We start from the raw sequence: 21,070 nt of genomic DNA, 5'->3' as shown, positions 1-21,070 counted from the left end.
CCAAAAACCTGTGGATAACCGCCCATAACACGGTCGTGCGCACCTCACTCACAACAGGTCGGTCGGCACTTTGATCCAGATCAAAACCGCGACATTTTGCGCCACTAAATTCTGCCACTCATATTGCTCTTGGCGCATATGATCACTAGAAGAACACTCAATAAATTGTGCGGGAAGGACCCCCGCACCACTGCCACATAACAATTGGGAGCTTTCCATGGCGGACGCAGCCCTTACGGGACACGACGACCACGCGAAACCTGGGTTTTTCACCCGCTGGTTCATGTCGACAAACCACAAAGACATCGGGGTTCTGTACCTGATCGTCTCCGGCATTGCCGGTTTTATCTCTGTTGCATTCACGGTTTACATGCGCCTCGAGCTCATGGAACCCGGTGTGCAATACATGTGCCTTGAAGGCGCGCGCCTGACGGCGGCGGCTATTGGCGAATGTACCCCCAACGGACACCTCTGGAACGTGCTGATCACTGGGCACGGCATCTTGATGATGTTCTTTGTTGTGATCCCCGCACTGTTCGGCGGCTTCGGAAACTACTTCATGCCGCTGCACATCGGTGCGCCGGACATGGCATTCCCGCGTTTGAACAACCTGTCGTTCTGGCTGTTTTTCGCAGGTACAACACTGGCTGTGGCCTCTGTGTTGGCGCCAGGCGGTAACGGTCAAGCGGGCTCTGGCGTTGGTTGGGTTCTGTACCCGCCGCTGTCGGTGAACGAAGGCGGTATGTCGATGGATCTTGCGATCTTTGCGGTGCACGTATCGGGCGCCTCTTCGATCCTGGGTGCGATCAACATCATCACAACCTTCCTCAACATGCGCGCCCCCGGCATGACGCTGCACAAAGTGCCGCTGTTTGCTTGGTCGATCTTTGTGACCGCATGGCTGATCCTTCTGGCTCTGCCCGTTCTGGCTGGTGCGATCACCATGCTGCTGACGGACCGTAACTTTGGGACAACCTTCTTTGACCCAGCGGGTGGCGGTGATCCGGTTCTGTACCAGCACATCCTGTGGTTCTTTGGTCACCCTGAAGTGTACATTGTGATCCTGCCTGCCTTCGGCATCGTCAGCCACATTGTTGCAACCTTCTCGCGCAAGCCAATCTTTGGCTACCTGCCCATGGTTTACGCTATGGTCGCCATCGGGGCCCTCGGCTTCGTCGTCTGGGCGCACCACATGTACACCGTCGGCATGAGCCTCAGCCAGCAAGCGTACTTTATGATCGCCACTATGATCATCGCGGTGCCTACAGGCGTTAAGATCTTCTCTTGGATTGCAACGATCTGGGGCGGCTCCATCAGCTTCCGCACACCGATGCTGTTTGCGATGGGCTTTATCTTCTTGTTCACCGTTGGTGGTGTGACAGGGATCGTGCTCAGCCAAGCTGGTATCGACCGCGCCTATCACGACACTTACTACGTTGTGGCGCACTTCCACTACGTGATGAGCTTGGGTGCTGTATTCGGTATCTTTGCCGGTATCTACTACTGGATCGGCAAGATGTCGGGTCGCCAATACCCTGAGTGGGCCGGGAAACTGCACTTCTGGACCTTCTTCATCGGGACCAACATCACGTTCTTCCCACAGCACTTCCTCGGCAACCAAGGCATGCCACGCCGCTACATCGACTACCCAGAGGCATTCGCCTACTGGAACCAGATTAGCTCTTACGGCGCCTTCCTCAGCTTTGCCTCCTTCTTGTTCTTCATCGGCATCGTGGCCTACACGCTCGTCGCCGGTCGCAAGATCAAAGAGGCCGACTACTGGGGGGAATATGCCGATACGCTGGAATGGACCCTGCCCAACCCACCCCCGGAGCACACCTTCGAGCAACTGCCGACCCGCGACATGTGGGACAAGCAGCCGGGGCACTAGGCACAATGCCTTTCCAGGTTACAAAGGGGGCTCCGGATCATTCCGGGGCCCTTTCCACACCCACCCTCGAAATCACGCTGTGGCCGCACCAAAGCCTGACCCCCAAGGGGTTTGTGATATTCATCGGGGCGACATCCATGCTGTTTGCGCTGCCGCTTTTGTCGGTGGTTGGTACAGCGGCCCTGTGGTTCTTGCTGCCGTTCATCGCGGCGACCGTCACGCTTGTGTGGTGCTTGCTCAAACGCTCATGGAAGGATGGCACGCTGCGCGAACAGCTGACCCTCACGCCTGAGCTGATCTCGATCCTACGGACCAACCCCCGCGCGCCAAAGCAATCGTGGGAGGCCAATCCGTTCTGGGTCCGGGCCGAGCTGCACTCCGAACCAGTTGAGAACTATCTGACCCTGCGCGGTGGCGCACGTGATGTGGAGCTGGGCCGTTTTCTGACCCCAGACGAACGGGCCGAGTTGCACAATCTGTTGCTAGATGCGCTCGCGCGGACCAAGACCGCGCAATAGCTCTGAAAGCCCCGCACCTTTGCCGGATCTACGGCAGGGCGCGGGGCTTTTTCATTCGACATACTCAGAAGAAAAGATGCGCTTATTTACCGGGGCGTTGTCGCCCCTATGAATAAACCGCGAAAGGGTCGGCAGGGGCCGCTTGGCCCGCGCCCTGTTCACATGAGCAGATAGCCCTTAGGACAGTTGGCCTTTGACCATTGGACCTACCGCTCCGAAATCCATCTGGCCGGTGTACTTAGATTTGAGCGCGCCCATGACCTTGCCCATGTCGCGAATGCTGGTCGCACCCACTTCGGCAATGGCGGTCGCGACGGCGGCGTCAATCTCTGCCTCAGACAGTTGGCGCGGCAAGTAATCCTCAAGAATCGCGATTTCCTCACGCTCCCGCTCGGCCAGTTCAAGCCGCCCGCCCTCTTCATAGGCGCGCACACTTTCCTGCCGCTGCTTAACCATCTTGCCAAGGATTTGCAGCACGTCCGCATCACCCACGGTGCTGCCTTCGGTCCGCTTGGCAATGTCCAGATCCTTGATCGCCGCATTGATAAGCCGCAGCGTCGACAACCGTGTGGCGTCTTTCGCCTTCATGGCGTCTTTCAAAGCTGCGGTGATTTTAGCGCGCATATCCATCGTCTTGTTCCTTGCTCACACCCGAGAAAGGGCGTCACATATATCAGCCCCCCGCGACAAACAACCCAAGCGCGTCTGAACCCACCGATCAAGGTCCTTTGACGCTTGACCCCTCTGCCCCGCGCGCCTAAACCGTGGCCAATTTGCCGAACCCCATCAGCCGCTAGGAGACCATCATGTCAGACCCCCGCCCCACAGCCTGTCTGGCCCTTGCGGATGGCACCGTGTTCTACGGACACGGGTTTGGCGCCACGGGCCTGTCCGTCGCCGAATTGTGCTTTAACACCGCAATGACCGGATATCAGGAAATCATGACGGACCCGTCCTATGCGGGCCAAGTCGTGACCTTTACCTTCCCCCACGTGGGCAACACTGGCACCACGCCCGAGGATGACGAAACCGGACAGTCCGCCGCCGCGGGCATGGTTGTCAAATGGGACCCGACCGCGCCGTCCAACTGGCGCAACGCCCAGGATCTGGGCACGTGGCTTGCTGCACAGGGCCGCATTGGCATGGGCGGCGTTGATACCCGCCGTCTGACCCGCGCGATCCGCCAACAGGGCGCGCCGCACGTGGCACTGGCCCACGACCCCGAGGGCAATTTCGACATCGAAGCCTTGGTCAAAGCCGCCCGCGCATTCAAAGGCCTTGAGGGTCTGGATCTGGCCAAAGAGGTAACCTGCGCCCAGAGCTACACATGGGACGAAAGCCGCTGGGCATGGCCCGAAGGCTACCCCAAGCGCGAAGGCCCAGCCCCCAAGGTTGTGGCCATCGACTACGGCGCAAAACGCAACATTCTGCGCTGTTTGGCGTGGGCCGGTTGTGATGTGACCGTGCTGCCCGCATCGGCCACTGCCGCCGACATCAAAAGCCATTCCCCCGCCGGCGTGTTCCTGTCCAACGGCCCTGGTGATCCGGCGGCCACGGGGGCATATGCCGTGCCCATGATCCGCGAAATCCTCGACACCACGGATTTGCCGATCTTTGGCATCTGTCTCGGGCACCAAATGCTGGCGCTGGCACTGGGCGCCAAGACCATCAAGATGAACCACGGCCACCACGGTGCGAACCACCCGGTCAAGGACCTCGAAAGCGGCAAGGTAGAGATCACCTCTATGAATCACGGGTTCACCGTCGACAGCCAATCGCTGCCTGAAGGCGTGATCGAAACCCATGTGTCGCTGTTTGACGGATCGAACTGCGGAATCAGGATGGCGGACCGTCCGGTGTACTCTGTGCAGTACCACCCAGAGGCGAGCCCGGGTCCCATGGACTCAATGTATCTTTTCGAACGTTTCAGGAACGCGTTAAAGTTACCCGCCTAATTGGTTAACATATTGAGTTAATGCGTTAATTTAACGGTCTCATTAACTCTCTGTTTACCAATAGCGTCTTTCAAGGACCTGATTGTAAAGGTTCTTGATGTCCACCCAGTTTCTAAAACTCGTCCAAGCGACGCGCGTTCCCCCATTGATGGGCCCCAAAAAGCGCGCCGCGTCCACTGCGGAGCACGCCTCGCCCCTTGGGGCGTATCTGCTTGACGCACGGGCGATTTCACCCGGCAATCTGGCCAAGGCTTTAGCGCTGCAACTGCGCGAGGATGCCCGTTTGGGCGACATCCTGATTGCGAACGGATGGGTGACCGAGCGTGACTTGATGATGGCGTTGTCGGCGCAATACGGCATCGGGTTTGCGGACACCGCCCTGCCCCCGCACGATTTGGATATGATCCGGTCTGTCCCTTGGGAATTGTGCCTCCAACACACAGTGGTGCCGTGGTCGCAGACCGGCGGGATGTTGATCCTTGCCACGTCGAACCCGGACAAAATCCCCCAGATCCGCGCCGCACTGCCCCCCGGTTTGGGCAACGTTTTGTTCACTCTCGCCCCTGAGGTTGAGGTGTTAAAGGCCATCGCCCTTGGTCACGGCAAAGCCCTTGCCCGCCGGGCCGAGGCGAAGGTCCCCGAACGCATGTCGTGTCGCAATTGGGCAACCAGCTTGTCTAGCTTGGTGGTGCCTACCCTGTGTATCGTGCTGATCTTTAACCTTTTGTTTTATACGACGATGACGCTGGCGGTCCTGTCACTGCTGGCCTGCGCCCTTTTGATCAGCAACGTGATTTTCAAGGGCACAGCGCTTTGGTTTCACCTGACAGAGGACAAGAGCGAGTTCCATTCACACCGCGACCACGGATCGCAAACCAAGCGGCCGATCATTTCGCTGTTCGTACCTCTGTTCAAAGAGCCAAGGATCGCGGGGCCGTTGGTGCAACGCATGGCGCGGCTCGATTATCCACGCGAATTGCTCGACATCTGCCTGATTGTTGAGGAACACGATATCGAAACGCGCATGGCGCTGGCCCGTGCGGCAATCCCTTCGTGGTTTCGGGTCATCGTCGTGCCCGATGGCACGCCCCGCACCAAACCGCGTGCCATGAACTACGCGCTCAACTTCGCGCGCGGCTCCATCGTTGGGGTCTACGACGCCGAAGACGCCCCCGAGGCCCGGCAACTCCATGCGGTGGCCAACCGCTTTGCCATCGCGCCCAAAAAGGTCGTCTGCCTGCAAGGCCGTCTGGACTATTACAACCCCCGGCAAAATTGGGTCTCTCGCTGCTTTACCATCGAATACGCCACGTGGTTTCGCCTGTTTTTACCCGCGATCAAACGCATGGGTTTGGCCGTACCCTTGGGCGGGACCACGCTGTTTTTCCGCCGAGATGTGTTGCGTGAACTGGGCGGCTGGGATGCGCACAACGTGACCGAGGATGCCGATCTGGGCATTCGCCTTGCCCGGTTGGGCTATGAAACGGAGATGGTCGACATCACCACCCATGAGGAAGCGAACGCCGCCACTTGGCCTTGGGTCAAGCAACGCTCACGCTGGAACAAGGGCTATTTTATGACTTGGGTGGTCCATAATCGCCAGCCAATTCAACTACTTCGCGACCTTGGCCTGCGCAAATGGCTGGGGTTTCACATGATGTTTTTGGGCATGATCCTGAACGCAGCCTTGGCCCCCTTGTTATGGAGCACGGTCGTCGTTGCCTTTGGGACGCATCATCCGATCATGACGTTGTTGCCGGAGTGGGCCGTGTGGCCGATGGCGCTGGTCTTTACGATGGCCACGGTTCTGACGATCACGCTTGCCCTCGTCGCGTGCCGCGCCAGCCACCTTAGATTTTTGCGGCCATGGGTGCCCCTGACGCTGCCATATTTTCAGCTCACGACGCTATCGACCTACAAGGCGCTCTTCGAAACTGTGCGCAAACCGTTCTATTGGGACAAGACCGAGCATGGCGCATTTGGCGGGGCCGATCACGACGTTCAGACGCCCGAAGCTGCGGGGATTGAACGTAAACCGGTGATCTTTGGCACGCCCATCAAGGACCGAGGCCCCAACATCCAAGCCCTGCCCGATCAGTTGACCAAGGTGCCCGTGATCAAGGTTGGCACCGATGGGACGATCCGGCGAATTTCGTGAACCCGCGGGCAGTTCTACCGTCGCCCGCCCGAGGCCATGATCCGCTCGGATTCTTCCTTAAGCCGAACCTCAAACGCCACGCTCAGATGCGCGCGCAGCTCTTCTGCCGCGCGCTCTCCGTCGCCATCGGCAATGGCCTGCACGACGCGGCTGTGCTCTTCTAATGCCAACTCTCCCCGGCCCTCTGCGGCCAGCGACGTCGTGGCCATCAACGCCATGGAGCGATGCACCAAGTCCAATTGTTGCACCAGATACCGGTTGTGGCTGGCCAGATGGATCTGCGTGTGGAACCGACGATTGGCCCGGCTCAGCGCCTTGGGGTCATCAATCAGCGCGCGGTCATCTTCGACCATGTCGAAGAGGACCTTGATCTCTTCGGGGGCTGCGTGTTTTGCGGCCAGCTTGGCGGCCAGCGCCTCCAGCTCGGTACGCACGATATACAGTTCAGCAATCTGGTCGTGGTCCAACGACGCCACGATCAAGGACCGCCCATCGCGCGTCAGTAACGATTGGGTCTCAAGCCGTTGCAATGCCTCACGAATGGGGGTGCGGGAGACGCCAAACCGCTCCGCAAGTTCGCTCTCGACCAAGCGGTCGCCGGGGCGATACGTGCCCACATCGATCGCCTCTAGGATCAGCCCATAGGCGTCTTTTTGCGATGTTTTTTCCACGTGAACCCCGCCTGCCATAATCGTATACCATGATATGCAGACTGCCCGCGCGGGATCAAGCGCAGAACAAGACCCAAAGGACGGGTTGCCCCCCGCATCCTAGCGCCTAAGGTGCAGCGCTATGACGATATCCACCACCCTGCCGCTGCCGTTTGAACATGTCACCACGTGGGTGTTCGATCTGGACAACACGCTTTACCCCAGCCACGTGCGCCTGTTCGATCAAATCGAGGTCCGAATGCGGGACTACGTGGCCCGTACCCTGCGTGTCGATCTCGCCGAGGCGGACCGATTGCGCGCGCATTACTGGCGCACCCATGGCACCACCCTTGCGGGATTGATGCGCGAACACGCGATCGATCCGGACCCATTTCTGGACCATGTGCACGACATTGATTTTTCTGTCCTGCCCCGTGACGCGACTTTGGCAGACCGGATCGCGCGCCTGCCGGGGCGACGCATCGTCTACACCAACGGGACTGCGCCCTACGCCGCGCGCGTCCTTGAGGCACGCGGCCTGAGCCATCTGTTTGACGCGCTTTATGGGGTGGAACACGCGGGCTATCAGCCCAAGCCTGATGCCGCCGCCTTTGACACCGTCTTTACCAAGGACAACCTCGTCCCGCGCCGTGCCGCGATGTTTGAGGATGAACCGCGCAACCTACAGGTCCCGCACGAACTGGGCATGGCCACGGTACTGGTTGCCGAAACCCGCCCGCGCGGCGAGCACATCCACCATCACACCCACGATCTGAGCGACTTTCTGGCGCAGATTGTTGATTGAGGCGGCCTGCGCACTGGCCGTCTCAACGCCCGCGGCCTAGGTGTGCGGAAGGGAGGCAGTATCCATGCATGATACCACCGACATTCTGATCTCGGGCGGCGGTGTGGCCGGTTTGACCGCAGCGGCCGCATTTGGCGCCTGCGGGCACCGCGTCACGCTTGTGGACCCGACACCGCCGATCACCGACGGCGACGCGGTTGGCGCGGACCTGCGCAGTACCGCGTTTCTGCAACCGGCCCGCGCCTTGCTAGAGGAAGCCGGGCTATGGGATCGGCTTGCCCCCTTTGCCAGCGCGCTGCACACGATGCGGATCGTCGATGCCTCAAACCCCGCGCGTGAGCCTGTTGTGCGCGATTTTGAAAGCAGTGATCTAGGCGACGCGCCCTTTGGTTGGAACCTGCCCAACTGGTTACTGCGCCGCGAAATGGTGGCCCGCTTGGCCGATTTGCCAAACGTCGATTTCCGCCCCGGCACCGCCACGGCCCGCGTTCAGACCCGCACCCATGAGGCGCGCGTGACCCTATCGGACGGCACCAGGATCACGACCCCCTTTGTGATCGCCGCCGACGGCCGCAACAGTCCCGTGCGCGAACAGGCGGGCATTTCGGTGCGCACCACGCGTTATGGCCAAAAGGCATTGGCGTTTGCGGTCACGCACCCGATGCCCCACGACAATGTCTCAACCGAGGTGCACCGATCCGGCGGGCCGTTCACGCTTGTGCCCCTGCCCGACCGTGATGGGCAGCCGCGCTCTGCGATTGTGTGGATGGATGATGGCCCCGAAAGCCTGCGCCGGATGAACCTTGCGCCTGATGCGTTCGAGGCTGAGCTGAACGACCGATCCGCCGGTGTGATGGGGCGGCTCAAGCTGGCCTCACGTCTGACGATCTGGCCGATCATCAGCCAAATCGCTGAACGGTTTGATGCGGAACGAACAGCCTTGATGGCCGAGGCCGCGCATGTCGTGCCCCCCATCGGCGCGCAGGGTTTGAACATGAGCCTTGCAGATATTCGCGCCCTTCTGGATCTGAGCACGACCCACGAAATGGGCAGCGCTGGGATGCTAGAGGCTTATCACCGCGCCCGGTATAAGGATGTCGCGACGCGGGTGGCGGGGATTACGACCCTGAACCGCACCTCGCAGGCCGGTCAACCGATGGTCCAAGCATTGCGCGCACGCGGCATGCAGATGTTGCACGACGTGACGCCGGTGCGCCGGGCCATGATGGAACTTGGCCTCGGCGCGCGGGGGTAAATGCCCTTAGGTGTTGGCCGGAATGACCGCATCCAACGAGCGGGTCAGCCGAGTTAAGGTCGCCTCGACATCGTATAGTTTATCAAGACCGAACAGCCCGATGCGGAAGGTCGCAAAGCCCTCAGGCTCATCACATTCCAGCGGGACGCCTGCCGCAATCTGCGTGCCCTGCGCAAGGAACGCCCGGCCCGATTGAACCTCAGGGTTGTCGGTGTAGCTCACAACAACGCCCGGCGCGCCAAAACCCTCGGCCGCAACGGATTTGACCCCGCGTGCCGCCAAAATAGCGCGCACACCATCGCCCAAAGCCCATTGCTGGTCTTTAAGCTTTGCAAAGCCGTAGTCGCGGGTTTCGATCATCGTATCGCGGAACACCCGCAGGGCGTCGGTGGGCATCGTTGCGTGATAAGCGTGGCCGCCGTTCTCATATGTCTCCATGATTTGGAGCCACTTTTTGAGATCAATCGCAAAGCTGTTGGACTGGGTGGCCATCACAACTTCGCGGGCCCGGTCGGACATCATCACGAGCCCAGCACATGGCGACGCGGACCAGCCTTTTTGCGGGGCAGAGATCAGGACATCGACGCCAGTGGCCTTCATATCGACCCATGCGCAGCCGCTGGCGATACAATCGAGCACCATCAAGCCGCCGACGGCGTGGGCCGCCTGCGCCAATTGCGTAATGTAGTCATCGGGCAGGATCACACCGGCGGATGTCTCAACGTGAGGGGCGAAAACCACTTGGGGTTTTTCTTCGTGGATCTTGGCCACAACTTCCTCAATCGGCGCGGGCGCGAAGGGTGCTGTGACCGTGTTGCCCTGTTGGCGCGCCTTGATCACGGTGCAGGATCTCGTGAAATGCCCGGTCTCAAAAATCTGGCTCCAGCGGTATGAGAACCACCCGTTACGCACGACGATTGCATGGGCGTCAGTGCCAAGTTGGCGGGCAACGGCCTCCATCCCGAAGGTGCCGCCACCGGGGATCAACGCGACGTGGTCAGCATTATAGACGTCTTTGAGCATCCCCGAGATGTCAGTCATGACACCCTGAAACGCGGTCGACATTGAATTGAGCGAACGGTCCGTAAACACGACCGAAAATTCTTCGAGACCATCGGGGTCCACTGTGTCCAGCAAGGCAGCCATGAAAGTTCCTCCATTTTTTTCAGCGATACGCGCGGAGGTCGCGTCGCGCAAAGTCTATTTGGGTATACATTCGCGTTTCTGGCGGGAATTGCGCTGCGATGGTTTCCGATCCGCTACACGGCGTGCGGATTGTGGCGGCTTGCGATTTGCTCAGATCGGGCCGGGGCGGCGTTCTTCGCTCAGCAGCACATTCGCCTCAACGTTGCCCACACCGGGCAATGTCATGATCCGCCGACGCAGCACCCGTTCAAAATCGCTCAGGTCGCGGGCCACGACGCGCAAGCGGTAATCATATAGGCCAAGGACGTGCTGCACCGTCTGCACCTCGGGGATGGACATGCAAGCGCGCTCAAAATCCTCAAGGCTGACCCGGCCCTTGGTGGCCAGCTTAACCCCCAAAAATACTGTCACACCGAAACCCAGTTTTTCGACGTCCAGATCAACGCGGCGTCCGGCAATCACCCCCGCTTCGCGCAACCGTTGCAACCGCCGCCAAACCGCAGGTTGGCTTAGCCCAACGGCGCGGCCAACGGCGCCTGCCCCCAGCGTCGCGTCCTGTTGGACCACGCGCAAAATCGCCATATCGGTTTCGTCCCAACTCATATCGGCAAGGTTTCCGAGGTTTTGAGGGTCGCCACATGCATCAGCGCCTCAATGTCTGCGATATGCGGCAGCGTGAGAATGCTATCACGGTAAAGCCGTTGGTAATCCGCCATGTCGCGTGCGATCACGGACAGGCGCACGTCGACGCGGCCCAGGAATGTCTGGATCGCGATCACTTCGGGGATGTTGCGAGCCGCGGCCTGAAATTCGTCAAATGCGCGGGCTTGGGTTTTTTCGAGGGTAAAGCGGAGAGACACCTCAACTGCGTAGCCAAGGGCGGCCCAATCGATCACCGCGTGACTGCCCCGCAGCACGCCTTGGGCGCGCAACCGGTCCAAGCGACGGGCGGCGGTGGTGGGTTGCAGGCCCGCGCGATCCGCAATGTCCGATACCGGTGCTTCGGGATCGGATTGCAAATAGCGCAAGAGGCGACGGTCGGCATCATCAAGCATGAAACCTGCATATAGTATAATATGGATGAATAAAAGTCGCGCATAATGCGTAAATTTTGGGGTATTTACCCTCGAATTCCCTGTATGCATGCCTATGCTGCCCTCAATCGAAACTCTTACCGCAAGGGACTGACATGCGCGTATACTACGATCGCGATTGCGATGTGAACCTGATCAAAGACCTCAAAGTTGCCATCCTCGGCTACGGCTCGCAGGGCCACGCCCACGCGCTGAACCTGCGCGACAGCGGCGCGAAGAACGTTGTTGTTGCTCTGCGCGAAGGCTCGCCCTCGATCGCAAAAGCCGAAGGCGAAGGCCTGAAAACAATGGGTATCGCGGAAGCCGCTGCTTGGTGTGATGTCATCATGCTGACCATGCCCGATGAGCTTCAGGCTGAGACTTACAAAAAGTACGTCCACGACAACCTGCGCGAAGGTGCGGCTATCGCATTCGCCCACGGCCTGAACGTACACTTCGGCCTGATCGAGCCCAAGCCCGGCGTTGACGTCATCATGATGGCCCCCAAAGGCCCCGGTCACACCGTGCGCGGCGAATACACCAAAGGCGGCGGCGTGCCTTGCCTTGTGGCTGTTCACCAAGACGCATCCGGCAAAGCGCTGGAAATCGGTCTGTCCTACTGTTCCGCCATCGGTGGCGGCCGCTCCGGCATCATCGAAACCAACTTCCGCGAAGAGTGCGAAACCGACCTGTTCGGTGAGCAAGCTGTTCTGTGCGGCGGCCTGGTTGAACTGATCCGCATGGGCTTCGAAACCCTTGTAGAAGCTGGCTACGCACCCGAAATGGCCTACTTCGAGTGCCTGCACGAAGTGAAGCTGATCGTAGACCTGATCTACGAAGGCGGCATCGCGAACATGAACTACTCGATCTCGAATACAGCTGAGTACGGCGAGTATGTGTCCGGCCCACGGATCCTCCCCTACGAAGAAACCAAAGCGAAGATGAAAGCGGTTCTGACCGACATCCAAAACGGCAAATTCGTGCGCGACTTCATGCTCGAAAACGCTGTTGGCCAGCCTTCGTTCAAAGCGACCCGTCGCATTAACGATGAGCACCAGATCGAAGCCACCGGTGAGAAACTCCGCGGCATGATGCCTTGGATTTCCGCAGGCAAAATGGTCGACAAAGAGCGCAACTAAGACCGCGCTTGAGACATGCGAGAGGGCGTCCCGATTGGGGCGCCCTTTTTGTTTGATGGACAGGCTTTGGGACTAAGCCGCAGTCCGCCTGCGCGCAAAGGCCAAACCACCCAGACCCAGCGCAAGAAGCGGCAAGCTTGCGGGCAATGACACCGGTGATACCTGCAGATCCCATGTGCCGCGCTCCTGCGGCACGAATGAGCCCAAGATCGGGTTCACAATGAACGCGACCGAACCGCTAAGCGCGCCGAGCGAAATGCTCGCACCCGTGGGATTAATCGCCGTATCAAACGCGTAAGACGCATTGTTTACAAACAAGAACCCGTCAAAATTACTGTTGCGTTTGGGCGCCCAGTTGAACGACAGATTATAGCGGTCCGCACCGAAATCGATCATCCAAGTATCAAGGTACTGGTCCGCGCGACTGCCATTCGCCACACCGCCATAAAGGCCAAAAGCCCCGCCCGGCGTTAGGATAAACCTAGACGGCGTGTTCCCAAAATCGCCCAGCGTCATATCGCACGCAGAGGCGGAAATCGCGGGCGCGACGCCGCCCTCACACACGGTGCCGGACACGACGGTTGCAGCGGACGCTGAGCTGGCCAAAGCCATGAACGCCGCGAGACATGCGGATGCCAAAATTGGCTTTATCACGATCATTGAATTCTCTTTCTTCAAACGTGGTTAATTGGTTTGAACGAGTAGAGAGCAAATGTGGCACAACAAAGATAATTCTTTGAAAACAATAAGTTTCAAGACCCTTTGCGGCAAAACTGTGGAGGTTTGGTCAGCCGCTGGGATCAAAGCCATGATCCCAGCGGGATTGTGCACGTGGCGGGCAAAATACGCCGCCTATATGCTTAGCTATCGGGCGTGTCAGAATCGAAAACCAGCCGCACGGTGACAGGTGACACACGCGTAATGCTGTCTAGGACCGCGATGTCCTGAAGCTGATCGATCGCCGCGTCGACGCCCAACTCATCGGTGGCGAGCATCAGCATCCCATCGGTCGTCACCATCACTTTGTCCTCACCCACGCGGATCACGAAGAGGTCACTATACAGCGCAACCTCCTGCCCCAAGAGAGACAGGGTGCCCTCGGTCTCAGCGACCATGCTCTCGCCCACGCCCAGCTTGTCCAGAGCCACCATATCAACGGTGGCCGAAACAGTCGCCGTGGGGCTATTTTTGAACACCAACTCGCGCATGCGTTCGTTGCGGATGTCGATCATTGTCTCGACCGAGGCGAGCGGCACGGACACCACCACCTGCCCCTGCGCATCGACGCTGCCCGACAGGGTGCTAAAGTGGTGCACCTCGCCATTGTACTCGTTCTTGACCGAGCCAAACGCGATGTTCGACATGTCGCCGTTCAGGGTCCATGTCTCTGCCACAGCCATGGGGGCCATGAGGGCCAGCGCCATGGCTGACGCCGTGATGTTGAATAAAGTCATGAGGGATCCTCCCAAAAATATGAATAAAGGTGGGCGCTTCTGCGGGGCCCTGCCCAAGATAATAACCCGAAAGCGCGGCGTGCCGCCAAACAATTGACCTTACGTTAGCGTGAGGCAAGTCTGAGCCCGAAAATGCGGCACTGGCGCAGGCGTCGCGCGCAGGGTACATCGCATTTATGAATAGCACTCCCGTCTCTGCACCCACCCCGACAAACTGGCTCTCTATCGCGGTCCTTGGCCTGATTTGGGGCGGCACATTCATGGTGATTTCAGTCGCCTTGCGCGGATACGGCCCGATCACAGTCGCCTGTGCGCGCACCACATTGGGCGCGTTGACCCTGCTGGCGCTGTGCGTGGCATTGCGGCGGCCTTGGCCGCGTTGGTCATGGCGGTTGTTCGTCTATGTGGTTGTCGGCGCTTTGTTTTCTACGGCGATCCCGTTTGTGTTGCTCGCGTGGGGACAGCAACATGTGCCTTCAGCTTTTGCTGGGCTTTCGATGGCGGCGGTGCCTTTGTTCGTTCTGCCGTTTGCCCACTTCATGGTGCCGGGCGATGAGCTGAGCCTGCGCAAAACGGTTGGTTTCTTGATGGGGTTTGCAGGGGCATTGGTGTTGCTTGGACCCGGCATCTTTGCCGCTGGCAGCGGAGATTTGGTGGCCTTGGGACGGCTTGCGTGCCTTGCGGCCGCGATGTGCTATGCGATCTCATCCATCGCGACACGCTTGACCCCTGCAATTGATGCCATCGTGTTGTCTGCGGTGGGTCTCGTGCTGGGGGCGGTTGTCCTGATCCCGCTGATGCTGCTGACCGAGGGTGTGCCCACCCCAACGGCCACAATCCCAACGCTGGCGATCATCCTTCTTGGCCTACTGCCCACCGCGTTTGCCGCTCTTTTACGGGTCGCGGTGATCCGCACAGCAGGGCCCAGCTTTATGACGCTGGTCAACTATCAGGTGCCCGTTTGGTCTATGATCCTCGGCGCGCTGATCCTATCCGAGGCGCTACCGGGGCGGTTTTTCGCGGCCCTTATGCTTATCCTAACAGGGCTCGCGATCAGCCAGTGGGCCACATTGCGCGACCTACGCACACGGGTGACAACATGACAGACGTGGCCATTATCCTCTTGGCGGCGGGCGCTTCAAACCGGATGAAGCCCGCCGACAAACTTCTTGAATTCATTGACGGAACACCCCTAATCCTGCGGCAGCTACGGCGGTGTTGTGCGGCCAGTGGGAACGTCACCGTGGTCCTGCATGCGCGGGACGCAAAGCGGCGCGCTTGGATCACCGATAGCCCCGCGCGGATTATCACAACGCCAGAGCGGGCCATGTCGGCCTCCCTTCGGGCCGGGATTGCGGGCTGTACGGCCCCTGCGGCCATGGTTGTTCTGGCAGATATGCCCGACATCACGACCCAAGACATGGAGACCTTGTTGGCCGCACATCGCGCCCACCCGCAGGATATCATCCAAGCCACCACCGCCGATGGCCGCCCCGGCCAACCCGTGATCTTTCCCGCGAAATACTACGCAGACATTGCGCGATTGACGGGTGACGCGGGCGCAAAACCTATCGTGCAGGCCAACGGCGCCCGACGCATCGCCCTCCCCGACGAGCACGCGATCACCGACCTTGATACGCCTGAGGATTGGGCGACCTGGCGCGCCCGCGTTAATGAAGCGTAAATTCGCCCGTTACGTTGCGCCATTCCCCCGGTGCGATCATTTTCCGGTGGGTGAATTCGACAGAATGAAGCGGGCCTTCAATCTCTCGCTGCCAAAATTCAATGAACTTAAATAGCTTGGGATAATCCGGCCCAATATCATATTCCTGCCAGGTGAAGGTATTGAGAACATGGGCATAATCCGGCATGTGATAATACATCTGCGCGGTGGTTAATCCATACCCCTTCAGCATCAATTCAGTTTCCATCAGACACTCCAATGTGTTGCCTTATCCCACCAGCCTGCCACAAATTGGTGAATAGTCAATAAACACAAAGTGTTAGCACTCCGCTCAGACCGGTGCCAAGGGCGGTGTTCTTGGGCATTGCACCCCATATAAAGGGGCTGCTATAGTGCGGGGAACCAAATCTAGCGGGACCGACAGGTCCACGGAGGCCGCGTGACCGATACCCCACAAACCCCTGAAAACAATGATGAAAATTCAGAGGGCGGCGGGCCAATCAGCACCCATGCCGGACCACAGATCAATATCACCGATGAAATGAAGAACTCGTTCATCGAGTATGCCATGTCGGTGATCATTTCGCGGGCCATTCCGGACCTGCGCGACGGCCTCAAGCCTGTTCACCGTCGCATCCTTTATGCGATGCACGAAACCAACAACACGCATGAAAAATCCTACCGCAAATCGGCGCGGCCGGTTGGGGACGTGATGGGGAAATACCACCCCCACGGCGACAGCGCGATTTACGACGCGCTTGTGCGGATGGCGCAGGATTTCTCCATGTCACTGCCCTTGCTCGATGGTCAGGGCAACTTTGGTTCCATGGACGGGGATAACCCTGCGGCCATGCGCTATACCGAGGTGCGGATGGACAAACCCGCCGCTTCGCTTTTGGCGGATATCGACAAGGATACGGTCGATTTTCAGGACAACTACGACGGCAAAGACCGCGAGCCTACGGTTCTGCCTGCGCGGTTCCCCAACATGCTGGTCAATGGCGCGGGTGGTATCGCCGTTGGTATGGCCACAAACATTCCGCCGCACAACCTTGGCGAAGTGATTGATGCGACCCTCGCTCTGATCGAAAAGCCCGATCTCGATTCCATGGAATTGATGGACTACATCCCCGGCCCCGACTTCCCCACGGGCGGGATTATGCTGGGTCGGTCCGGCGCGCGCAAAGCCTACCTTGAAGGGCGCGGCTCGGTTGTGATCCGGGCGAAAACTCGCGTCGAAGAGATCCGCAAGGACCGCTACGCCATCATCATCGATGAGATCCCCTATCAGGTGAACAAGGCCACGATGATCGAAAAGATCGCCGAAATGGCCAAGGAAAAACGCATCGAGGGCATCGCCCACGTGCAGGACGAAAGCGACCGGATTGGTGTGCGCGTCGTGGTTGAGCTTAAGCGTGATGCCACAGCAGAGGTCGTTCTGAACCAGTTGTTCCGGTTCACGCCCATGCAAACCTCGTTTGGGTGCAACATGTTGGCCCTTAACGGTGGCCGCCCTGAGCAGCTGACCCTGCGCCGGTTCCTGACGTCGTTCATCGATTTCCGCGAAGACGTGGTCGCGCGTCGTACGGCCTATGATCTGCGCAAGGCGCGCGAGCGGTCGCACATTTTGTGCGGTCTCGCCGTGGCCGTGTCGAACGTCGACGAAGTGGTCGCCACGATCCGCCGCTCAGCCGATGCAGCTGAGGCGCGCGCCGCCCTGATGGAACGCCGCTGGCCCGCAGGCGAAATCGCCGCCTACATCACGCTGATCGACGACCCGACCCACAAGATGAATGAGGACGGCACCTACAACCTGTCCGAAACGCAGGCCCGTGCGATCCTTGAACTGCGCCTGCAACGCCTCACACAAATTGGCGTTAAGGAAGTCACGGATGAGCTGGAAAGCCTCGCGGCGGCCATCAAAGACTACCTCGATATCCTCAGCTCCCGCACGCGGATCCTGTCGATCATCTCGGACGAGTTGCGCGAAGTGCGCGAAGCCTTTGCCGTCGACCGTCGCACCGAGATCGTCGATTGGTCCGGCGACATGGACGATGAGGATTTGATTGAGCGTGAGGATATGGTCGTGACCATCACCTCGGCCGGCTACATCAAACGCACGCCGCTTGCGGATTTCCGCGCGCAAAAGCGCGGCGGCAAGGGTACGGCTGGCATGGCCACCAAGGAAGAAGACGTGGTCACCACGTTGTTCGTCGCCAACACACACACACCGCTTCTGTTTTTCACAACGGACGGCATGGTCTATAAGTTGAAAACATGGCTCCTGCCCCAAGGCGGCCGCACCTCCAAAGGTAAGGCGCTGGTCAACATCCTGCCGATTGGCGCGGGCGTCTCAATCGCCGCCGTGATGCCCGTGGACCGCCCCGAAGAGGACTGGTCGGACCTGCAAATCGTCTTCGCGACCTCTGCCGGGGATGTGCGCCGCAACAGCCTGTCCGATTTTGCCAAAGTCATGCGCAACGGCAAGATCGCGATGGAACTGCCCGAGGGCGTCACCATGGTGAACGCGCGCATCTGCACCGAGGATGACGACGTCATGCTGATGACCTCGTCGGGTCGCGCGATCCGGTTCCGCTCAACGGATGTGCGGGTCTTCCAATCGCGCAAATCAACCGGGGTGCGCGGCGTTCGCCTGACGGGCGATGACACCGTCGTGTCCATGGCCGTGATCCGCCACTTTGAGGCCACGCCAGACGAACGTTCCGCCTACCTCAAGATGCGCCGCGCGGTTGCGGGCCTTGCGGACGACGCCGAGGTTGGCACCGACGACGAAGACGTCAGCGCCAATGCCACGATCGATCCAGAACGCTATGCCCAGATGTCCGCCGCTGAGGATTTGATCCTGACGATTACGGCGCAGGGCACGGGCAAACTGTCGTCCTCGCACGATTATCCCGTCCGCGGGCGTGGCGGCATGGGCGTGCAAGCCATCGACAAAGGCATGCGCGGTGGGGCGGTCGTTGCCTCCTTCCCGGTTGAGATCGAAGATCAGATCATGCTCGCGACATCCAAGGGTCAGTCCATCCGCTGCCCTGTTGAAGGCATTTCGTTCCGCTCGCGCAGTGCGGGTGGCGTGAAGGTGTTCAACACCAGCAAAGACGAGGAAGTCGTCTCTGTTGCGTGGATTGCAGAGCAAACCGAAGACGAACCCGCCGCAGAATAGCGGCGAGGTGGCGGGCAGTTAGCCCCCCCCTTTAGCGCAAACATTTGAAAACATGGGCATCGTGCCATGTCTTTTAGGCATGGCAGATATGCACATGGCAGATTGTCGCATCCTATTATTGATTTTCAACCCAAACCCGTATACTACCGCATACAGTGTGAGAGCCGAAATTGGCACCGCATAGGAGGAGTTGTACATGGGACGTTGGTTTACCGGCTGTCTGAGTGTGTTGGCGATTTTGGTTGTGGCGAAAGCCTATACCGGCTGGCATCAGGCCCGCACAGATGCACCTGACCTCATTGTTGAGGCCGCTTCCTTGATCGCTCAGGGCCGCGGCGCGCATGATCTGGGCCCCGGCCGGGTCGAACAGGTGCTTGCGACCCAAGACCCCAATTTCTTTCGCCATAATGGTGTCGACCTCAAAACCCGCGGTCCCGCGACCGATGGCACCGTGACACAAACCCTCGCCCGCCCTGTCTCAATTGCCAGTATGGTGCCCGGCGTTGGGAAAGTCAGCCGCCTGACCTACACCCTCGCTCTTGATGAGCGCTTGCCAAAAACGGCGCAACTTGCGTTGTTTCTTGATCGCGTTGATATGGGCCACGCGCCTGACGGGACGTGGATCATCGGGTTCTTTAAGGCTTCGGAGGTGGCATTTGATCGGTCCCCTGCCGAACTGACGGATGACGAATTCCGCAGTCTTGTGGCAGCAATGGGCGGTGGTCGCGCGATTTCACCCGCCGCTGCCCCCACCCCATCCCGCGTTGCCTATTTGGGTGTTTTGCGGGACTGACACTGCGCCCTCCCCAAAACACTTGACTGTATACCGTCGTATACATACAGATACGCGCATCACTCGTTCTGATGCGCGCAAACATGTGTGCGCATAACCCAAAGGCGCATTGCATGACCAAAATCAAGGTAGACAACCCCATCGTTGAGATGGACGGCGATGAGATGACCCGCATCATGTGGGATTTCATCAAGACCAAACTGATCCTGCCCTATCTCGATATTGATCTGCTGTACTACGATCTTGGGATCGAGAGCCGCGACGCAACGAACGACCAAATCACCATCGACGCCGCTGAAAAGACCAAAGAAGTTGGGGTCGCCGTCAAATGTGCGACCATCACACCGGACGAAGCGCGTGTTGAGGAATTTGGACTCAAGCAGATGTGGCGATCACCGAATGGGACGATCCGCAACATTCTGGGCGGCGTCGTGTTCCGCCAACCGATCATTTGCCGTAATGTGCCGCGGCTTGTGCCCGGCTGGACCAAGCCGATCGTGATCGGCCGTCACGCCTTTGGCGACCAATACAAAGCCACGGATATGAAGTTCCCCGGGCCGGGTAAACTGACGATGAAATTCGTGGGCGAAGACGGCACTGTGGATGAGCGCGAGGTGTTTAACGCCCCCTCCGCCGGAGTGTTCATGGGGATGTACAACCTTGACGATAGCATCCGTGATTTTGCGCGCGCATCGTTCAACTACGGGCTCAACATCGGATGGCCCGTGTATCTTTCCACAAAAAATACCATTCTAAAACAATATGATGGACGGTTTCTTGAGTTGTTTCAGGAGGTCTTCGATGCCGAATTCGCGGACCAATTCAAAAACGCCGGCATCTGGTATGAACACCGCCTGATCGACGACATGGTCGCCTGCGCGATGAAATGGAACGGCGGGGTTGTTTGGGCCACCAAAAACTACGATGGCGACGTGCAATCCGACACCGTAGCGCAGGGTTTTGGCAGCCTCGGAATGATGGCATCGCAGCTCATGACCCCCGACGGCGCGATCGTAGAGGCCGAGGCCGCACACGGCACCGTCACCCGCCACTACCGCCAGCACCAAGCCGGTGAGCAGACGTCAACCAACTCCATCGCGTCGATCTACGCATGGACTGGGGGCCTAAAGCACCGCGCCAAGCTGGACCACAACGCAGAGCTGATGCGCTTTGCCGAAACACTTGAAAAGGTGATTGTCGATACGGTCGAAAGCGGCTTTATGACCAAGGATCTGGCGCTATTGGTGGGGCCGGATCAGGGGTGGCTCACGACGATGGGGTTTCTCGAAAAGATCGACGAAAACCTGCAAGCCGCCCTTTGAGCGATGAAATAAAAAGCGCCCCGTCTGATCCAGACGGGGCGCT

At 59.2% G+C, this 21,070-nt stretch carries 21 protein-coding genes; 12 read left to right on the top strand and 9 right to left on the bottom strand.

What is annotated here, in order from left to right:
* Positions 1-48 precede the first annotated feature (48 nt).
* Complete coding sequence (locus tag THS5294_RS18345; RefSeq protein WP_158508588.1) at positions 49-219, bottom strand: hypothetical protein; 171 nt, start codon at positions 217-219, stop codon at positions 49-51.
* Here THS5294_RS18345 and ctaD point away from each other — a divergent pair.
* The gene (ctaD, locus tag THS5294_RS08600; protein WP_038002469.1) at positions 218-1,891 is read left to right on the top strand and encodes a cytochrome c oxidase subunit I; all 1,674 of its coding nucleotides are present in this window, start codon (positions 218-220) and stop codon (positions 1,889-1,891) included. The two genes, THS5294_RS18345 and ctaD, sit on opposite strands and share 2 nt — an antisense overlap.
* Positions 1,892-1,896: 5 nt before the next feature.
* Positions 1,897-2,409: a DUF2244 domain-containing protein gene (locus THS5294_RS08595; RefSeq protein ID WP_058123422.1), complete on the top strand. Its 513-nt coding sequence runs from the start codon at positions 1,897-1,899 to the stop codon at positions 2,407-2,409.
* Positions 2,410-2,586: 177 nt separating this feature from the next.
* Here the strand turns inward: THS5294_RS08595 and THS5294_RS08590 are convergent, their stop codons facing one another.
* Positions 2,587-3,039 carry a GatB/YqeY domain-containing protein gene (locus tag THS5294_RS08590; protein ID WP_038002466.1) on the bottom strand — a complete coding sequence of 151 codons (453 nt, stop codon included), beginning with the start codon at positions 3,037-3,039 and terminating at the stop codon, positions 2,587-2,589.
* Positions 3,040-3,215: 176 nt separating this feature from the next.
* Here THS5294_RS08590 and carA point away from each other — a divergent pair, with 176 nt between their 5' ends.
* Both carA and THS5294_RS08580 read left to right on the top strand, forming a co-directional pair.
* Positions 3,216-4,364: a glutamine-hydrolyzing carbamoyl-phosphate synthase small subunit gene (carA, locus tag THS5294_RS08585; RefSeq protein ID WP_038002465.1), complete on the top strand. Its 1,149-nt coding sequence runs from the start codon at positions 3,216-3,218 to the stop codon at positions 4,362-4,364.
* Positions 4,365-4,461: 97 nt separating this feature from the next.
* A complete protein-coding gene (locus tag THS5294_RS08580; protein ID WP_058123421.1) occupies positions 4,462-6,522 on the top strand; it encodes a glycosyltransferase in 2,061 nt (686 codons plus the stop codon).
* A gap of 14 nt (positions 6,523-6,536) precedes the next feature.
* Here THS5294_RS08580 and THS5294_RS08575 read toward each other — a convergent pair whose 3' ends face one another.
* On the bottom strand, positions 6,537-7,193 hold the full coding sequence (locus tag THS5294_RS08575; protein ID WP_038002464.1) for a GntR family transcriptional regulator: 657 nt from the start codon (positions 7,191-7,193) through the stop codon (positions 6,537-6,539).
* A gap of 121 nt (positions 7,194-7,314) precedes the next feature.
* Here THS5294_RS08575 and THS5294_RS08570 point away from each other — a divergent pair, with 121 nt between their 5' ends.
* Complete coding sequence (locus THS5294_RS08570; protein ID WP_058123419.1) at positions 7,315-7,977, top strand: pyrimidine 5'-nucleotidase; 663 nt, start codon at positions 7,315-7,317, stop codon at positions 7,975-7,977.
* A gap of 64 nt (positions 7,978-8,041) precedes the next feature.
* The gene (locus THS5294_RS08565; protein ID WP_058123418.1) at positions 8,042-9,232 is read left to right on the top strand and encodes a UbiH/UbiF family hydroxylase; all 1,191 of its coding nucleotides are present in this window, start codon (positions 8,042-8,044) and stop codon (positions 9,230-9,232) included.
* Between the two features lie 6 nt (positions 9,233-9,238).
* On the opposite strand, the gene THS5294_RS08560 is transcribed toward THS5294_RS08565, so the two are convergent.
* The 3 genes from THS5294_RS08560 to THS5294_RS08550 all read right to left on the bottom strand — a co-directional run bounded on the left by THS5294_RS08560 (position 9,239) and on the right by THS5294_RS08550 (position 11,433).
* Positions 9,239-10,378: an aminotransferase class V-fold PLP-dependent enzyme gene (locus tag THS5294_RS08560; RefSeq protein WP_058123417.1), complete on the bottom strand. Its 1,140-nt coding sequence runs from the start codon at positions 10,376-10,378 to the stop codon at positions 9,239-9,241.
* Between the two features lie 150 nt (positions 10,379-10,528).
* Positions 10,529-10,981 (bottom strand): Lrp/AsnC family transcriptional regulator, encoded by a 453-nt coding sequence (locus THS5294_RS08555; protein WP_058123416.1) that lies wholly within the window; start codon positions 10,979-10,981, stop codon positions 10,529-10,531.
* Positions 10,978-11,433 carry an Lrp/AsnC family transcriptional regulator gene (locus THS5294_RS08550; RefSeq protein ID WP_058123415.1) on the bottom strand — a complete coding sequence of 152 codons (456 nt, stop codon included), beginning with the start codon at positions 11,431-11,433 and terminating at the stop codon, positions 10,978-10,980. Before THS5294_RS08550 ends, THS5294_RS08555 begins: the two co-directional genes overlap by 4 nt.
* Positions 11,434-11,567: 134 nt before the next feature.
* Between THS5294_RS08550 and ilvC the strand changes: the two genes are divergently transcribed.
* Positions 11,568-12,590 (top strand): ketol-acid reductoisomerase, encoded by a 1,023-nt coding sequence (ilvC, locus tag THS5294_RS08545; protein ID WP_038002451.1) that lies wholly within the window; start codon positions 11,568-11,570, stop codon positions 12,588-12,590.
* Positions 12,591-12,662: 72 nt separating this feature from the next.
* Here ilvC and THS5294_RS08540 read toward each other — a convergent pair whose 3' ends face one another.
* A complete protein-coding gene (locus THS5294_RS08540) occupies positions 12,663-13,250 on the bottom strand; it encodes a hypothetical protein (protein WP_058123414.1) in 588 nt (195 codons plus the stop codon).
* A gap of 200 nt (positions 13,251-13,450) precedes the next feature.
* Positions 13,451-14,044, bottom strand: a complete 594-nt coding sequence (locus THS5294_RS08535; protein WP_058123413.1) for a YceI family protein — start codon at positions 14,042-14,044, stop codon at positions 13,451-13,453.
* A gap of 176 nt (positions 14,045-14,220) precedes the next feature.
* Here THS5294_RS08535 and THS5294_RS08530 point away from each other — a divergent pair, with 176 nt between their 5' ends.
* Positions 14,221-15,147, top strand: coding sequence for a DMT family transporter (locus tag THS5294_RS08530; protein WP_058123412.1), 927 nt, complete (start codon positions 14,221-14,223; stop codon positions 15,145-15,147).
* The gene (locus THS5294_RS08525) at positions 15,144-15,728 is read left to right on the top strand and encodes a nucleotidyltransferase family protein (protein ID WP_058123411.1); all 585 of its coding nucleotides are present in this window, start codon (positions 15,144-15,146) and stop codon (positions 15,726-15,728) included. The genes THS5294_RS08530 and THS5294_RS08525 overlap by 4 nt, the downstream gene beginning before the upstream one ends.
* Here the strand turns inward: THS5294_RS08525 and THS5294_RS08520 are convergent.
* Positions 15,715-15,975 carry an usg protein gene (locus tag THS5294_RS08520; protein ID WP_116903983.1) on the bottom strand — a complete coding sequence of 87 codons (261 nt, stop codon included), beginning with the start codon at positions 15,973-15,975 and terminating at the stop codon, positions 15,715-15,717. The genes THS5294_RS08525 and THS5294_RS08520 overlap by 14 nt on opposite strands.
* Positions 15,976-16,167: 192 nt before the next feature.
* On the opposite strand from THS5294_RS08520, the gene gyrA reads away from it, so the two are divergent.
* The 3 genes from gyrA to THS5294_RS08505 all read left to right on the top strand — a co-directional run bounded on the left by gyrA (position 16,168) and on the right by THS5294_RS08505 (position 21,027).
* On the top strand, positions 16,168-18,912 hold the full coding sequence (gyrA, locus tag THS5294_RS08515) for a DNA gyrase subunit A (RefSeq protein ID WP_082644981.1): 2,745 nt from the start codon (positions 16,168-16,170) through the stop codon (positions 18,910-18,912).
* Positions 18,913-19,108: 196 nt separating this feature from the next.
* The gene (locus THS5294_RS08510) at positions 19,109-19,705 is read left to right on the top strand and encodes a transglycosylase domain-containing protein (RefSeq protein ID WP_058123410.1); all 597 of its coding nucleotides are present in this window, start codon (positions 19,109-19,111) and stop codon (positions 19,703-19,705) included.
* A 113-nt stretch (positions 19,706-19,818) separates the two neighbouring features.
* Complete coding sequence (locus THS5294_RS08505; RefSeq protein WP_058123409.1) at positions 19,819-21,027, top strand: NADP-dependent isocitrate dehydrogenase; 1,209 nt, start codon at positions 19,819-19,821, stop codon at positions 21,025-21,027.
* The last annotated feature ends 43 nt before the right edge of the window (positions 21,028-21,070 follow it).

The organism is Thalassobacter stenotrophicus, assembly GCF_001458315.1.
Taxonomy (GTDB): Bacteria; Pseudomonadota; Alphaproteobacteria; order Rhodobacterales; family Rhodobacteraceae; genus Thalassobacter; species Thalassobacter stenotrophicus.
The sequence above is the reverse complement of the archived record's forward strand: the minus strand, read 5'-3'. Positions and strand labels throughout refer to the sequence as shown.